Genomic DNA, 18,469 nt, shown 5'->3' with positions numbered 1-18,469 from the left:
ATTTCCTTCTTTAAATTACACTAATAATTTTCTGTAAATATTTTCAATTTCATCCAAACTTAAGGATTTAGGATTATTATTTAACAGGCGTGTAACTTTAGAAGCAGAAACTGACAAGGCTTTTAAATCACTTTCTTTTACACCGTACTCCTTCAAGTCTTGTGGAATTTCTAAAGTCCGAGTCCACTCTTGAATTTTTTCTACAACTATATTAGCAGCCTCCTCTTCGGATATATCACGAACATCCATACCCATTGCGTCTGCCATTTCATATACTCTATTTGTAATCGCATCCATATTAAATCTAGTAACATGTGGTAATAACATCGAATTTGCTACTCCATGGGGAATATTAAATTTCCCCCCGAGAGGATATGCAAGTGCATGGACTGCTGCTGTTCCAGCACTAGTTAGCGCCATACCACCATACATAGACCCCACTAACATCTTTTCCCTCGCTTCCACATTAGAACCATTTTGATACGCTTCTACTATACTTGAAGATATTAACCTAATAGATTCTAACGCAAACATGTCACTTATTGGGTTAGCTTTGTTAGAGATAAATGATTCCAAAGAGTGTGTAAAAGCATCCATTCCAGTCGCTGCTGTAATTGGCTTTGGTAAACCAAGCGTTAAGGCTGGATCTAAAATCACAAGATTCGGTAATAAATATTTACTGACCATCCCTACTTTTAGCTCCTCATCCGGTAATGTTACGATTGCGTTTGGCGTAACTTCAGACCCCGTTCCAGATGTTGTAGGAATTAAAACAGTAGGTAATCCTGGATTTTTGAGCAAATCCGTTCCTAAATATTCTTTTAATGGTTGAGTATTTGTTTGCATTATGGATAAGATCTTTGTTGCGTCCAGAACACTTCCCCCGCCAATACCAATTAACACATCATATTTTTTCTCTGAAACATGCTTGAAAACATTAGTTATATTATCAATAGTAGGTTCAGGAAGAACATCTGTATTAATATCCGTTTCAATCTTCTTTTCAACTAATTGATCGTTGATCTCATCAACAAATCCTAACTCTTTGATAGTGGGCTGAGTCAAAATTAGTGCAGATTTAATATCCTCACCAATTACAGTGATGTGTTTGTTAAAAGATTTAATGGAATCTTTCCCTGAAATGATATGATCAGCAGTCTGATATTGATATAATTTTTTCATCGATTAATCACTCTCCCATTCAGCATAAAATGTTACTACTTCTTTTACTTTTTCTAATGCGCTACCTGATAGCTCTGTTACTGGCAATTTGGGTGGTCCTACTGGAATTCCAGTCAATTCTACTGTTTTTTTCAAAACAGAAGGAATTGTCCCATATTGAAACGAACTTCTTAACGGTTTTAATTTTTCCTGTGCTTCTTGCGCGGCTTTTAAGTTACCATTTAGCCAATTTTGGTAAATGGAAACGACAGTTTTTGGCACTGCATTCGCTGTCGCTGTTATCGCCCCAACACCACCAGCCTCAAGTGTTTTGAAAATTAATGAATCCGTACCACACATCACAAAGAAGTCTTCTTGTTTTGTGGATTCAATATAAGCTCGTATATTATCAAAATTACCACTACTATCTTTAATCCCTACTATGTTTGGTATTTTAGCAAGCGTTCCAACTGTCTCTGGTTCTAAGTTCATACCGGTCTTTGATGGGATGTTATATAAAATAATTGGTAATGAGGTACTTTCTGCGATAGCTAGATAATGTTTAATGACCTCTTCTTGACTTGGTGTTATAAAGAATGGGGTAATAACAGACAACGCATCCACCCCTATATCTTCCATTATTTTAGAGAGTTCAATTACTCCTGAGGTACTATTCCCTCCAACTCCAACAATAACTGGAACTCTTCCATTTGCTTCCTCAACTATCAATCTAGTTAACTTTATTTTTTCATCACGAGCTAGTAAATGAAACTCTCCATTCGTCCCTAAAGCGAAAAGACCATCTACCCCAGAACCGATCAATTTATTAACTAACTGACTAACAACACTTCCATTAATCTGCTGATCGTTAGTTATTGGTGTGACCATCGCTGGTATAATTCCCTTGAACATTCTCTAACCTCCCTTTTTTGTTTAAAAATGCAACAAACTAATTTCGGAAAACGCTTTCTTGTTGCGATTATATTATAAAGAGTTTAAAAATACAACCTTAATTTTATTTTTTTGCAACAATATATGTTATAAATCTTTCGCTATCAATCACTGGGGTTTTACGGAGGTTTGCACCGTAATAGATCAATCATGCTAACACTTGATTCCAATTCAAACAAAAAAGCAAGATGTAAATTGGTGAGTTTCACCTCATTATCATCCTGCTTCCTAATAACAAATACTATCTAATTTTTACTCATCTTTTAATTTTCTCCACAATGTTGATCGATTAATCCCTAAACGATTAGCAGTTCGAGAATGGTTTTTATTTTCCTCTTCAAAAACCCTTTTAATAATTGCTAATTCTATATCTTTTAACGTTCCCTTTAATGGAATTGTAGAATCAAAATTAAAAGGCGCTTGATACTTAACTAATACATTTTCAATCTCTTTTTTATTGATAAAAGGTCCTTCTGCTATGAGTATGACTTCCTTCATAACTTGCATTAACTCATCAACATTCCTTGACCATACATGATTTTGTAATACTTCGAGTGCACCAACACGTATTCCTGCTATTTCTTTACCATAATCGTAGTTAAATTTATTAATAAACAGCTTCACTAATCTCTCAATGTCTTCTTTTCTTTCTCGTAACGGCGGGAGCATTAATTTTAGCGTGCTTAAGGTAAGATATAAATCATATAGAAACTCACCCTGGTCCACTTGTTGTTTAATTTTCTCCCTTGAAGATATTATAAGCCGTGGATGGGAAGCAACTTGCTGTACATATTCAAGTAAAGCTTTCTGATCAGCTAAAGCTAGTTTTTCAATTTTTTTTAAGTATACTGTTCCTTCTGTATTATTTGAAATAATTCCATCACCGTTCCGCTCACTCCCCAACAATTCAGACCAATCATCTGAATCTGTTAACTCACAATCAATAATTAACAAAGGTGTCGATGATCTTTCACTACTTAAATGTATTAAATAAGCTAACCTCTCTTTACCAGCACCCAGTTCACCAAATATCCATACATTTTCATTTTGTAAGCTAAACGCCTTTGCTTTCGTAATAGTATCCTTCATTAAGTTATTCTTGGCTGAAAACCAATTCATAGAGTGTAATGGTACCTCGTGTAATGGGCTAATAACTTGAATACCTTTCTGTTTATTACCTTCTCTATTTTCATGTAGAGATAGTTCTAAGCAAGCATATTCCTCTTTGTCAAAATACAACAAGTAAGCGCTCACCAACAAGAGATTCCCTTCTGATTCTGCTAAAGTCCTGAATTCTCCATTTTCAAATACTTCTTGAACCCACTTGTCCATGTCCCTTCTAACTACATCCTTATACAAAGATTCAGCAAATTTATTCTTATAGAAAATATGTAGTTTTTTATCCATTACAATAATCGCTGTATCATGTTGATCTAAAATAGTTTTTGGGATTAACTCCTTGGTAGTAATAGGTGTATAAACCTGTTTTATTTTCACCGCCTCTTCAAACGCTTTAATTACACTTTCTCTCCCCGATGTTAATAATAAGCCATTTAATCCTATTGCTTCAGCATTTCTAACCGTGATCGTATCACCTATAATTATTTGGTAACCTTCCTTTTGTAGTTGAAGCAATTTCGGCATTACATCTTCCTCATATTCAATGGTGTATGCTGAAACCTCGACCTCTAGTAAGTTACTGATTGTCAGGGCACTTTCAATAACATTTTTAAAACCAACGATTGCTTTTTTTTCCGTACTATCTCTAATCAACGTAAAAATTCTGAGCAAATCGTAAGCAGACACTTCAATTTCCACCACTGGTATTTTTACTTCTTTTTGAATTAATTCAGCAGTTCCACCTCTACTTATTATAATATCCGCACCATTTAATTCGGCTTCCTTAGCTAATCTAACCCCTTCCTCTAAATCTCCAATAACTACTTCGACAACAATATCCTCAATCTCATTTATCACTGCTTGTATAATTTCTTTCAATCCATAATATGGAGCAATAGCGACTACTTTCACTTTCTTTACCACCTATCTGTTGCGAATTGAAACATTTATATTCATACTATAGCAAAATAATATGTTAAATAAAACAATATTTATTTTTACAACAATCAATTTACCTAGTAGTAACAAAAAATACGGCATTAAGAGATACTCTTTCCTACTAACTTTATGTCCTTTCTTTTTACCTTTTACTCGTGCATCCTTCTTTTTCGATTACACAAACAACATACAAATAGTAAGTAACCTAGAGTTCTTCGTTAAACTGCGTTAAGATAGAAGCAAATACAGGAGGGGCTTTCATGAACAATATATTATTTGATATTCCTGCTAACACATACAAAACGTTAAGTGAAACAGAAAAGTATTTACTGGAGCATATTCACAACCATTTAACCGTTTCATTATCAGGTGTCACGACACGCGAAACTTACTTTCCCTTTTCATCACTTTTGCAATCATTATTCATTTGTCAATCTTGTAAAGGAATTTACGGAAAATAATGATAAGTCGCAAGTTATTTTTTTGAATTTTAAAATTATTCCAAATATTATTTACTCACTATATTGTTAGATAATTTGCTTAAATGAAGGTTTCAAAAGAAAGCGCCTTATTGTCATAATATACATATTTTTACAGAAGGGAGGGTAATGTGAGTTGCATCTCTGTAAGTCCTAATCTCCACCATAAAATAAAAAAGGACGTGAGAAAAAAATGAAGAAGCATTTGCTATTGTACCACCATCAAAAGTAGCGAAACCTTGCATATTGAAGTCAGGCGTGTTAGCGGATATAGAAAGGAACGATAAACCAAAGAGAAAAGCAACAAAAAAACCGAGAGATATCCATTTGTACAACTGGTGGAGCTGGTGGGACTACCGTAACGGTTCATACTGGGGACGAGTTAATTCAAGCATTAAAAAACAAAGCTCCTAACACGCCTTTAACGATTTATGTTGACGGTACCATTACACCGAACAATTTATCTGAGGACAAAATTAATATCAAAGATGTATCAGATGTTTACATTCTTGGTCTCGGAACAAACGGCGAATTAGACGGTATTGGTATTAAGATTTGGCGAGCAAGCAATATCATTATTCGTAATCTCACGATTCATGAAGTGTACACTGGAGATCTTGATGCAATCAATGTCGAAGGACCATCAAATAATATTTGGGTTGATCATAATGAATTATATGCAAGCTTAGATGTGGATAAAGATTATTATGACGGCCTTTTTGATGTGAAACGCGATTCATTTAACATTACCTTCTCATGGAATTATGTACATGATGGTTGGAAAGCAATGTTACTCGGCTCATCTGATAATGACAATGAGGATCGAAATATTACCTTCCACCATAATCATTTTCAGAATTTAAATTCACGTGTACCAAGCTTCCGTTTTGGACAAGGTCACCTATACAATAACTATTTTGAAGGAATTGTTAGCACTGGAATCAACGCTCGAATGGGTGCACAACTTCACGTAGAAAACAATGTATTCGAGAATGCAAAAGATCCACTTGGTTATTGGTACAGTAATGATACAGGTTATTCGAACGTATCCAATAACTTATATATCAACAGTTCTGGAAGTCAACCAACTACTTCTACAACTAATTACACGGCGCCATACAATTATACACTTACACCAGTTGAGGATGTAAAAGCACTAGTAACAGAATATGCTGGCGTTGGGGTTGTACAACCGTAATTGTAATATATAAAGTGAGACTTAGCAGGGAGTTAGCGTCCGTTTATCCCCACTTAGCTTCCTCGTTGTCACTCGAACCTTGAAGTGGGGACTTTAAGGATGTTTACACCGTGATAAAATAAATAAGTGATATCTGTTAATAATACTTTTCCAGGTATATTTTGTTTAATCTGCGATGCAAGAATGTTTATTTCTGTTTCTTCTTCATTCTCCTCTGTGCCATATCGAGCTTTTTTAGTAATTTTACCTCTGCTTTCAACAAGTTATTTGTGCCTCTAATCTTTGATACTTTTCTTCTAATAGAAGACGTAACTAAGATATCCGAACTAGTCAAGTTCTAGCTAAGACTCTACATAATAGTTCGAATTTCCCCCTTAGTATATTGACTATACCACTCTTATAATCTAAAATTTATACTCACTGGGAGGGTTTTGACACATACTAAGGATTAACACCATGATATACTATTTGATTTTTTCCCTGTTGTTTAGCAGTATAGAGTGCTATATCAGCTTCATTTAATAGTAGATCAAAGTTGTTGTTTAGCCGACCAACGCTGATTCCAATACTACCTCTAATCGATATCGTTTTACCGTCTATAGAAATTGATTTTTTTATATTTCTCAGCAATGATTCTGCTACCTTTTTAGTATATTCTTTGTTAATATAGTCAGTAATGAATACAAACTCATCTCCACCAATACGAAAAAACCCTTGTTTCGCATCTTTCAGCTGTATAATTCTACTACCAAATGATCGCAAGACTTGATCACCTATCATATGACCAAATGCATCATTAATATGTTTGAAATTGTCTAGATCAATATAAAAAATAGCGAGTTTTTTATTACGCTTTTTTTGCAAATATCTAGCTAAAGCATGGCGATTTGGTAAGCATGAACCAAAGTCTCGAAATGCCATTGTTTTATATTTATGTCTGCTGACAAATAATAAACAGAAAGTAATAACAATTATTATGATAGCTAGGTACTTTAAACTATTTTCTAAAAGCAACATATAAGCAACTCCTGTAGGTTATCGTTCTATTTCGTTAATTTCGTATAATGGCAAAAACGCCAATAATTACTATAAGAAATCTTACTATACATATTTTAAACAAATCTATAAATCTGGATAGGTAAAAAGAACTATAAAAAACGCCGTTAGGAGGTTGCTATGAATGAATGTATGTATATTCGATGATGAACCAATGGCTCTTGACTATCTTCATCATCAATTAAATAAATTTTCAAATATCAACGTAATATTTAAATCTACTGAACCTCTCATAAATCTAAATAAACACTTATGGGATGATATCGACATTGTATTTCTAGATATTGAAATGCCCGAGACAAATGGATTAGCATTGGCAGAACAAATTACAGCCTACAATCCACATATAATTATCGTATTTGTAACTGCACACAAGCAATACGCAATTGAAGCTTTTGAAATGCATGCACTAGATTACTTGTTAAAGCCTGTATCAGTTAAACGATTAAATAAAACTATTCAAAGAATTAATTCCATAAATTCTCGCTCTGAAAACGATCGCATTAATTCAACAAGCACGCTTCACATTAATGTTTTTGATGATCTAACGTTCCGATTAAGTAATAGCTCCTACTTGGAATCCATCAAATGGCGAACCTCTAAATCAAAAGAATTATTTTTATACTTACTACATAATGAAGGCAAACTTGTATTAAAATCTGAGTTAGTAGAAGCATTATGGGAAGAAATTGATGTAGATAAGGCATTTGCATATTTATATGTTAGCATCTACCATATCCGACAATCTTTAAGTAGTTTACAAGATTATATCAAAATATTAAATATTGAAGACGGCTATCAGTTACAGTTGCAACATGTCCAATTAGATAAAAAAGAATGGAAAAAGCAACTACTAGAAGCTCCTGATATTAATATACATACGATTGAAACATATGAAGAAATCATGCAATTATACAAGGGTAATTATCTAGAGAAGTTTGATTATCTGTGGATACAAGGAGAGAAATTTGAGTTAGAGGAGTTGTGGATACGACACGCAAAATTAATGGCAGATTGTTATCGAGCTCACAACCATATTGAAAAAGCCATTTCCTGGTACGCAAATATTATAAAAATACGTCCTGAAGATGAAGGTACTGCCTTCCATTTAATGACGTTATACGCCACTTTAAATTATCGAATGTTTGTTGACTATCAATATAAACAACTATACAAAAGTATGGCTGAATTAGATTTAACAGTAAACTCGGAAATTACCACATGGTATACTAATTGGAAAAAGAATATAAAATGAATAAAACACTGTTCCTCTAATAGGCAGTGTTTTCATTCTTCTTTCAACATCTTGCATAGTTTTAAATAAATCTTGCACCTCATATTAAGGTTGTTTTTGTCATCTTGGAGAAAACACCTTATAAAGTGAGACTTCAATCAGTGGGAGTTTTTTACTCCTACTGATTGTTAGCGAAACTTATCAGGGCGTTAGCGTTCGTTTATTCTCCACTTAGCTTCTTTGTTTTAACTCGAATCTTGAAGCGGGGGTATTACGCGGAATCATGCACCGTGATAAATGGAATCATGGTGCGTTTACGAACCAATGGTGACTTTCACCTAAAGGCACGACGAACACGATGTTCTAGTATAGACATTGGTCACAGAACCTGACCGAATGTAGTCGATGAAAGTACGACTAAGCCTCTGGTTTTGCCAATCGGCAAGTCTTTCGTAGGGCGATTCATGAAGTCGCCTGGTTTCTGGGCGCTCCGAGCTAGACAAATACTCGAATTTTATACTGTCTTTACTTATTAAAAAAAGCTCTCACCGTTTTGGTGAGAGCTTTTCGTAATCTCAAATTTATTACTGTTTCCTGCGTTTAACTACGACCATAGACACTACGCCTAAAAATAGTAGAACTAAACCGACTGCAAATAGGTTAAAAGTATCAGTTGCTGTATCAGGCAATATATCTTTACTTGTTTTATTTGAATCACCTGAGTCTTCAGATTTTATTGACTCTTGTGAATCAGTATCTCCTGAGTTTTCAGGTTTTGTTGACTCTTCTGAATCAGCATCCCCTGAGTCTTCAGGTTTTGTTGACTCTTCTGAATCATTATCTCCTGAGTCTTCAGGTTTTGTTGACTCTTCTGAATCATTATCTCCTGAGTCTTCAGGTTTTGTAGGCTCTTCTGAATCATTATCTTCTGAGTCTTCAGATACTTCTCTTACAAACCCAAAATCTAGTGTTGGGTCACGTTCTTCATCTTCTGTTAAATGACGAGATATCGCAAACCAGCTTGATGAGTCTTTTGCACGATCATCTCCTACTTCATGCAACGTTGGTTCATATCCTTCTAAAGCTTTGGCTGATGCTTCTCTGTCAATTCTTACGATATACGTATTGTCAATTGGCAAATTATCAAATGTATACCAACCATTTTTATCTGTGGTTGTTGGCCCAACTGGACTCCCGTAAACATCTGTTACCGGGTTTCCATCTTCATCCTCAATTGTTAACACTACGCCTTCGATTGGAATATCCGTGTCATCTTGAAGACCATTTTTGTTTTTATCAAACCATACATAGTCACCCACACTTACTTTTTTAGGGCTGTTAACAATAACAACATTGTTTTTATCTTTTACATCGATAGTGCCTTTATAGCCGTAAACTTCTTCTTCCACAACAGAGTAATCAATTTCGTCTCCATCTGCGTAGATGTCTAATCCACCGAAGTCTGCTTGCCAATTATTGGATTCACTCAATTCAACTGAATCCACTTCTTCTCCATTGGCTAGTAAATGAACAGTGATCGACTCTGGACGTGCTTCTTTATTATTCGCATCGTTCCATCGTTTCACAACATTGATACTTGTTTGCTCTGGGGTGTAGCTGTTAGTAATATTCAAGCCATCAATCGCAGTTGAATAATCCTCTACCTCATCTTCTTGTACTGTGTAATTGATTTCCTCGCCGTTTGCGAATTTCGGTAGATCGGTAAATGCAAATTCCCATTCCGTTTCCTCTGTTACCTCAATGTCCTTCACATCTTCACCGTTAGCTAATAAACGAACCGTGATAGCATTTGGACGTTTTCCGTCTTGATTCTCAGCGTCATCCCATGTTTTGGATCCAACTAAATCAATAACCTCTGGTGTATAGCTATTGGTAATGACATAGCCATTGTCATTGGTTCCAGTTATTGCTGTTTCATAACTTTCTACGCCTTCTTCTTCAATACTGTATTCAATCGTTTCTCCATCTGCATATACATCCAGTTCAGTGAAGTCACCTTGCCAGTTGTTTGCTTCATTAAGAACCAATTCTTGACCTGTATTTTCCCCATCTGCCTGTAAATTCACTGTGATCGAGTCTGGGCGTTTGCCATCTTGGTTATTCGCATCTTCCCAGCTTTTCACCACGTTAATACTAGTTTGTTCTGGTGTATAGCTGTTGGTAATATCCATACCGTCAATTTCAGTTGAATAATTCTCTACTCCATTTTCTTGAATAGTGTAGTTGATTTCCTCACCGTTTGCGAATTTCGGTAGATCGGTAAATGCAAATTCCCAATCCATTTCCGCTGTTACCTCAATGTCCTTCACTTCTTCACCGTTAGCTAATAAACAAACGGTGATCGAGTCTGGACGTTTGCCGTCTTGGTTGTCAGCGTCATCCCATGTTTTCGTACCGGCTAGATCAATCAATTCTGGTTCATACGTATTGGTAATGACATAACCATTCTCAGCATTACCGGTCGTTTCTGTTTCATAAGGATCAACGGCTACTTCTTCCACCGTATAATCGATTAATTCACCATTTTTAAATTTATCCAATTCAGTAAAATTGGCTTGCCAATTGTTCGATTCATTTAAATGTAAAGAATCAACTTTTTCCTCATCAGCCAATAGATTTACTGTAATGAATTCTGGACGAACTCCATCTTGGTTATTGGCATCTTCCCAAATTTTAGAAACACTTACACTAGTTTGTTCTGGTTCGTGAAGGTTGGTTAATATGATATTTCCATGATCCATATCATTGACAGAGTTTTCATAGCCGTCTGGAACAGATACTTCTTTGACCGTATAGTCAATTTCTTCTCCACCATTTTGGTATGCGTCTAGTTCTGACCATGTATGCATCCAATCATTGTCTTCAGACAAGATAACCGTATCACCAATTTCATCTTCTCCTGCATACAATTGAACTTCAACCTGTTCAGGTCGAATACCATCTTGATTATTGTTATCGTTCCATCCTTTCGACACGGTAACTGATGTTTGTTCAGGTGTATATGCATTAGTAATTGTTACTCTATTTTCTTCATTTACTTCCACTTCTGTTGAATAATCTTCTACCGTATTTTCTGTTATACGATAACGAATTTCTTCTCCGTTTTGATTTTTTGGCAAACCTTCAAACGTATGTGCCCAATCATTTTCTTCATTCAATTCTACTGTGGCAACAATCTCAGATAAATCATTCATGACATTTACGGTCACACCATCTGGACGGACACCATCCTGATCCTCTTCATCTTCCCACACTTTGGTAACAGGAATTTCTACTGTATCTGGTGTACGGATGTTCGTAATCAACACGACGCCATTTTCTTCCTGTACAGCCGGCTCCTCATAACTTGCCGGGACATCTGTTTCTTCTACCGTATAATCAATTATCTGACCGCCATCATGGTAAACATCCAATTCTGTCCATGAATAGGTCCAATCATTTTCTTCCGATAACTGAACAGGGCTATTAACAGGCTCTCCATCAGCGAATAATTGAACTGTTACATTATCCGGGCGGACACCATCTTGGTTATTCCCATCTTCCCAGCCTTTCACAACGGTCATAGATGTTTGTTCCGGTGTGTAACTGTTTGTAACAACAAAGCTTCCATCTGCATGTTTTGTCATGTCTGTTGAATAGTCTTCGATGGCATCTTCTACGACACGATATTCGATTTTATTACCATCATGATATTTCGGTAACCCTTCGAATACATGTGACCATTCGCCATTTTCGTTTGCCATTACTTCCTCTGTTTTAACAACTTCAGAAGCTTGATTGACTACATGTAGTGTGATGCTCTCTGGTCGTTTACCATCTTGATCATTCGCATCATCCCATTCTTTTTTAACTGGGATGTCAATCAATTCTGGCTCATAACTGTTAGTAATTGTAATAGCTCCATGATTTTCATCGTTTATTTCCGATTCATATCCTGCTGGAACATCGACTTCCTCAACAGAATATTCAATAGTTGTTCCGCCATCACGATTCGCATCTAATTCGGACCATGTATAGGACCAATTATCTGCTGCGGTAAGGAACACCTCATCTCCTAATGGTTCACCATCTGCTAGTAATTGAACACGAATACTGCCTGGACGTTGACCGTCTTGATCTCCTGCATCATCCCAGAATTTATTCACGGTAACAGATGTTTGCTCAGGAGTATGTTCATTCGTTACGGTAAATGTTCCATCAGGATTGTATGAAATTTCAGTGGAATAATCTTCTACTGTATTTTCTGCAACGCTGTATTCGATTTCTTCTCCGTTATGATATTTTGGCAGATTCTTGAAAACATGTGACCAATCTCCATTTTCATCAGCCGTTATCTCTTTCGTTTCCACCACTTGTGAACGATCATCATAAAGGTTGATCGTAATACTGTCAGGACGTGCTCCGTCTTGATCATTGGCATCTTCCCAATTTTTTTCAACCGCAATATCGATCACTTCTGGTGTGTAGCTGTTGGTGATGGTAAAACCATCTTCGGAAGTTCCACTAATAGCGCTGTCGTATTCTTCTGGAACATTTGATTCTTCAACCGTATAGGTAATCTTTTCTCCATTTTGGTATTTATCTAAATTGGTAAAAGAAGCTTCCCAACCCTTCAATGGATTCAAGACAATCGATTGCCCCGTTTCTTCGCCATCCGCAAACAGATTTACCGTAATGGCGTTCGGACGCTTACCGTCTTGGTTATCTTCATCATCCCATAGTTTTTCTACCGGGATAGCTATAGTGCTTGGTGCATAGCTGTTTGTAATAACAAACCCGTCCTCGGTATTTCCAGCAATTTCACTCTCATACTGCTCTGGCACATCTACTTCTTCAACAGTATAGGTAATCTTCTCTCCCCTATTATCCAGCTCCGGTAAATTCGTAAAAGAATTTTTCCATTCATTGTCATTATTCAAAGTAATGTTGTTTTCTTCATCTGTTTCCTCACCATTTGCCAATAGTGCGACTTCAATGGAATCAGGACGAATACCATCTTGATTATCCGCATCTTCCCATACTTTTTCGACTGAAATTTCTGTATTCGGGGATACAAACTCATTTGTAATCGTTAATCCATCTTCTGAAACTGATTTCTCAAAATGCTCAGGAACTTGCACTTCATCAACAGTATAATCATACGCATTGCCGTCGATGTCTGTTTTGTCTAAGGCAGTCCAAGTATATTCTGTTTCACCAGCTTCCAAGGTTACAGCGTCTCTAAGTTTCTCACCATTTCTAAATAATTGCAGTTCAATGGAATCTGGTCTGACAGACTCTCCACCTTCCCACACTTTCGTTCCTGTTATATCTACTTTTTCTTTAGTATTCTCGAACTCTACTGTTTCAATATTATCTTCATCGTTGTCGAAGCCTGTATCCACAACAATTTCTATTTCTTCATCAGATAGAACATAGCCATTTGGTGCTTCAACTTCTGTTAGATAATAAGTTCTAAGTGGTAAATTTCCAACTTCTAACACACCATTTTCAGTCGTGTACTCACCAAATTGTTGTCTTTCACCATTTAAGTCGAATTCAAGCTTAAAGGTAGCTTCATTGTTTGCTATTATATCTTCTGTTTCAGCGTCGATTTTCGTTACACGTAATGCCCCTCTATCTGTAGCCCATTCTCCACCTACGTTAGAGAATACTCTTGCTTGCAGTTCCTGAGATTCTACAGATTTTTCTTCTATCTCGGATCCTTCTAATGAGATTGTATTGTTCACTTCACCGTCCTCTTCTGTTACGACAGTTGAATATCTTAAGATTATGGTGTCTTTCAATTCATCAGTAAGTTCAATAGTTAAAACATTCTCATTATCGTCTGTTGTAGTTACATCAAGCGTATAATCTGTTCCTTCTTCTAGAGAGGATTCTTCTGTTCCATCTAATCTGACAATTTCAAGACTATCCTTTACATAGACAAGCCCTGCACTAATGGTATCCGTAATGATAGGTTCTTTAATGTTTGATAGACTTTCGTTCACTCTAACTTCCCAGTCTATTTCATCACCTGTGAAAACACTACCTCCATCAACACTGACTGGATCTTTTACTAAGAAGTCGTTATGTTTATTATAGTTAAGAGTTGAAGAATATGGATATTCTTCACCGTCAACTTCAACCATTGCGTTATTCGTATAGTTGGGTTCCGAAATATTTGGTACGGAAGTTGTAAATTCGACAATATACCTTTTTGTTACATCTTCTTCAAAAGTTAACTCGAAGTTTTCACCGTCAACCTTCAAAGTGTATTTTTCGGAATCTAGAACCTCGTCAGTAATCTCAGTCGTTCCATTAGCATTTACGTTATAAACCGATACTTGAATACTCTCTTCATCAATTTCTCCATCATACTGTAACGTATCTGTTATGGTAACATTTGACCCAAGATCTTGTTCTTGATAATTCGTATATAGCTGCCAAGCGATTTTTCTTTCAGATCCACTTTCCCAGCCATTAACTAGATTTCCTTCATCATCAACATGTACGAGTTGCCCCTCTTTTTTACCACTGTTCCAAGAGTCTTCTCTTACCGTTGTATCTGCGTCTCTTCCTTCATCAATCTCATTACCATTTTCAGTTGTTCCTGTGAACTGAGCGTGATTTGTATACACTCTATCTTGTTCTCCATCACTCTGATGAGTATCAAGTGTATTACCATCTACTTCCTTCTGTGGATCATAAGAAGTTTGGTACGTAACTTCTAGTTGACCGCCATCTAACGGTAATGCATCTGGTAGAAGTTCAATGGTAAACCCTTTATGATAACCAGTTTCATCACCTTCTGTTCTAGGTTCTAGCGTATAGTCATCGCCTTCTGTTAGAGGCTCTCCTTTATGGGTAACCTTTACTTCATCTGGTAGTAAGATCAGTCCTTTATTTGGGAAGGTATCTTCTATTACTAATGCATCAATTGCTTCCCTTTTTGGATCGACGTTTAATTTCCAATCGATCGTCTTTTCAGCATAGTCTATTCCTGTAAAACTCTTCGTATAGCTATTACCTACCGGGGTGATTGTAGCATTACTCTCTGCGCCATCTTCACCGATACCATCACCTTTGATGCCAACACCATTATTAAAATAATTACGCTCAAAGTCGGTAATTTTGGTTGTATAAGTAACAGTAAGCTGTTGTGTTCCTATATTTCCTAAGTCAATTTCAACTCCGGTTCCACCATCAGCATCAGGGTTTATGTTGATATTATTAGGAGAATACGTCTTGCCATCCTCATCTGTGATCTCAATATCATTTTCACTAATTTCTAACCCCTCTGGAATTAAATCTGTTAACACAGCTTCTCCAACTGGGTGTCCTGCTTCATTCACATGAATGGTCCAGGTAACTGTCTTGTCGTCATAATCGACATTGGATGTCCCTTCTTTTCGCAGGACAGGATCTCTGACGATGTCAACAGTTGCATCATCACTATCTACTTCAATATTATCATTATAAAGTGTTGCTGTATTTTTGAAACCATTTTCTTCTAGGTATTCACCACTGTTTACTTTTTCCCAATCAACATCTGTTTCAAATTTAATTCGATAGGCATCGTCTTGTCCTAATTCGCCTAATTGTATAGGGAATTCAGTAAACTCTCCTTCATGAGGATCTCCTTCAGACCAATTATCACCATTTTGTGTAATTCGCATAACTTTGATAGTTTTTGGATCTAAGGTTAACCCGTCAGGTAGGTCATCATTTACTATAGCATTATTTATTAAACTTCCATTTTTATTAACATCTATTTCCCATTGAATTTTATCCTCGTTATTTTTTTGGCTACCAGATTTCTCAATTGAATCACTTCTTGTCAATCCACCAACTGTAGCCTTTGCAGGTAAGTTTGTGTCTCCATAGTTAAATGTTGCATCATTGGTAAACGATTCTTTCGAGTAATCTTCAATGGTTGTTGTATATTGAATACGGTAACCTTTATATGGAGCGATAGTACCCAATTCTACTTCAAATTCACCTTCAGTATCAGAAGATGTTTCAAGTGTAACTTCATTACCGACTGTTTTATCTCCATCATAGCCTATGACCAACTCATGGATGACAAAATCTCTAGCTTCGCCTAAACCATCGGGAATGTTGTCTGCTAGAGTTGCATCTGTTATCTCTTCTTCATTCGTATTGATAACGTCTACTTCCCATATGATTTCTCTTGCATCATGGTCAGTGTCAGGATGTCCTTCCTTATCAATACCACTAATATCTCCATTTGGTTTTGCGATAATCGTTAACGAATTGTCTTCACTATCATTGAATTTAATCTCTTGTTCAATATCTTCACTGAATTTTGCCAGATTGAACTCTAATCCAAGATCGACAAATCCGTTATGGACATTATCATTTTCAATATTTTCATTGAATTCGAACTTTAGTACACCATTCTCGATATAGTAAGTTCCTACATCAATCCCATCAACTATGATTGGTTGCTTCGGAGAGTCAACCATTTCAAAAGCGTCAGAAAGAAGGATTTCAGCTGTATCACCATCTTTTGCATTATGCCCCTGTGTATCCCATTTGAATCCTAAATGTGCTATAGTACCTTCACCTATATCAATAATATCGCCATCATTAATGTCTTCTTCATTCATTTTAAGATAATCAAAGGTAAAGATATTTCCTAATTCAGCGGAAGGCTCAATATCAGAGGATGCAGAAGTGGACTTAGTCGTTGACTCTTCTTCTGAAGACACGTTTTCGTCTTCATTTGCTGGCTCTTGTTGCTCTTCTTTAGTGCTTTCTTCTGTCCCTTCTGAATGTGAACTGTCCTTTTCTTCGGTTGCTTTATCATCAGTGGTGGCTTCTTGCTCCTCTTCTTTTGACTCAACAGCCTCTTCCTCAGAATTAGCTTCTTGTTGTTCATCGGAAGTGACAGCTGAAATAACAAAATTACCACTCGCTTCAGGATATTCTTCGATCACTTCATTCAATCTTATCGTGACCGTATTATCCGTTCCAGCTGTGTATTCACCTACTTGCTGTTCTTCAAAAAGTAGATTACTAGTTTGTTCTTGTTGCACAACAATGTCAGAATCAAATGTGATTGTCTCTTTACTGTCAGCTTCTACTTCTAGATCAGCTACAGACCAATCGATACTTACTTCTACATCGCTACCAGACATTGTTTCCGCATCAACTTGATTGCCTTCTTCGTCTATAACACTAATATTCTTAAAAATAGACATGTCTGAAGACGAAATAGCCTGCGAAGGCAACATGAAACTACTAGACAATGTTTGAAACAATAACACTGCTAGTAAAACAATACTTAATTTCCTTGTCATAAAACATTTACACTCCTCTCTATACTTATAATTGATACGAATGGAGATGAAGTCCTAGCATATTTATCTCCATCTTGATGGTAGTGAAGGCTAGCAACCTATTTTTCTTAAAACATGCTTAAATTACGAGGTAACCTATTACAAGTCAGACGTGTAAAATAGAAGCGATGAAGTGAGACTTCAATCAGTGGGAGTTTTTTACTTTCGTTGATTGTTAGCGATACGTATCTGGAAGTTAGCTTCCGTTTATCCCACACTTAGCTTCTTTATTTTAACTCCAAGCTTGAAGTGGAGATGCTACGGACTCATGCACCGTGATAAACTGTCGTATCTATCACTATGAAATTATTTAGTTCAAGTTATCCTCACGTCACGTCTATATCGCAAGTACATTTCATGACTTATTAAGCATGTCATGTAGGATTTAGCTAGTTACACAACCAAATTTGAATTATAGAGGTGAATACTGAACACATTCTTAAACAATTTTTAAACTAGTTATCATTTTAGCAGGGAAAAAGTCCCATAAATGAACCAATTGCGTTTAACGATTTACTGATAATCCCATAAAATCAGGAAATAAGAAATAATGAATAAACAGTAAAATTTTCAATGAATGCGTTCACATTTTATACTATAAAATGTGAATCAGATGACAACTTATATAAAGGAAGAATTCAATCAGTGGGAATTTTGAACTCCCACTGATTGTTAGCGAAACGTATCTGGAAGTTAGCAGCCGTTCATCCCCCTCCTTAGCTTCCTTGTTTTGACTAAATCTTGAAGGCTGGGTTTCACGGATATTTACACCGTGATAAACCTTGTCAATTAAGGCAGATGTTTGTGAGGGATACTTTTTGGATAGCTATTCCTCTATTTCAATTATGTTAGTGTTGTTTCTAGAAGGAAAAGTGAAAATAACAGATCAAATGTACGAATGAACCTTAAAAACCTCGTTTTCGTTAACTACACTTTTCCAATTAGACACTCTAGCTTCTTGTTTTGA

General features: G+C 36.1%; 7 protein-coding genes and 1 pseudogene. 3 read left to right on the top strand and 5 right to left on the bottom strand.

All coding sequences use genetic code 11. From position 1 onward, the window contains the following. Positions 1 to 15 precede the first annotated feature (15 nt). The 3 genes from SH601_RS05880 to SH601_RS05870 form a co-directional block, all read right to left on the bottom strand. Positions 16 to 1,182 (bottom strand): iron-containing alcohol dehydrogenase, encoded by a 1,167-nt coding sequence (locus SH601_RS05880; protein WP_319957340.1) that lies wholly within the window; start codon positions 1,180 to 1,182, stop codon positions 16 to 18. A gap of 3 nt (positions 1,183 to 1,185) precedes the next feature. Then, positions 1,186 to 2,073 (bottom strand): 4-hydroxy-tetrahydrodipicolinate synthase, encoded by an 888-nt coding sequence (gene dapA, locus SH601_RS05875; RefSeq protein ID WP_319957339.1) that lies wholly within the window; start codon positions 2,071 to 2,073, stop codon positions 1,186 to 1,188. Positions 2,074 to 2,364: 291 nt separating this feature from the next. Then, positions 2,365 to 4,143: a sigma-54-dependent Fis family transcriptional regulator gene (locus tag SH601_RS05870; protein WP_319957338.1), complete on the bottom strand. Its 1,779-nt coding sequence runs from the start codon at positions 4,141 to 4,143 to the stop codon at positions 2,365 to 2,367. A gap of 287 nt (positions 4,144 to 4,430) precedes the next feature. On the opposite strand from SH601_RS05870, the gene SH601_RS05865 reads away from it, so the two are divergent. Beyond that, positions 4,431 to 4,631: a hypothetical protein gene (locus tag SH601_RS05865; RefSeq protein WP_319957337.1), complete on the top strand. Its 201-nt coding sequence runs from the start codon at positions 4,431 to 4,433 to the stop codon at positions 4,629 to 4,631. Between the two features lie 349 nt (positions 4,632 to 4,980). Continuing rightward, positions 4,981 to 5,847, top strand: a pseudogene (locus SH601_RS05860) (pectate lyase family protein); the annotation flags it as partial. A gap of 441 nt (positions 5,848 to 6,288) precedes the next feature. Here SH601_RS05860 and SH601_RS05855 read toward each other — a convergent pair. Beyond that, positions 6,289 to 6,864, bottom strand: a complete 576-nt coding sequence (locus SH601_RS05855; RefSeq protein ID WP_319957336.1) for a GGDEF domain-containing protein — start codon at positions 6,862 to 6,864, stop codon at positions 6,289 to 6,291. Between the two features lie 163 nt (positions 6,865 to 7,027). Here SH601_RS05855 and SH601_RS05850 point away from each other — a divergent pair, with 163 nt between their 5' ends. Beyond that, on the top strand, positions 7,028 to 8,158 hold the full coding sequence (locus SH601_RS05850; RefSeq protein WP_319957335.1) for a response regulator: 1,131 nt from the start codon (positions 7,028 to 7,030) through the stop codon (positions 8,156 to 8,158). A gap of 563 nt (positions 8,159 to 8,721) precedes the next feature. On the opposite strand, the gene SH601_RS05845 is transcribed toward SH601_RS05850, so the two are convergent. Then, positions 8,722 to 17,463: a Cna B-type domain-containing protein gene (locus tag SH601_RS05845; protein ID WP_319957334.1), complete on the bottom strand. Its 8,742-nt coding sequence runs from the start codon at positions 17,461 to 17,463 to the stop codon at positions 8,722 to 8,724. Between the last annotated feature and the right edge of the window lie 1,006 nt (positions 17,464 to 18,469).

It is taken from the genome of Gracilibacillus pellucidus (genome assembly GCF_033949965.1).
Taxonomy (GTDB): Bacteria; Bacillota; Bacilli; order Bacillales; family Amphibacillaceae; genus Gracilibacillus; species Gracilibacillus pellucidus.
Note: the sequence above shows the minus strand (reverse complement) of the source record. Positions and strands in the feature narration are given on the sequence as shown.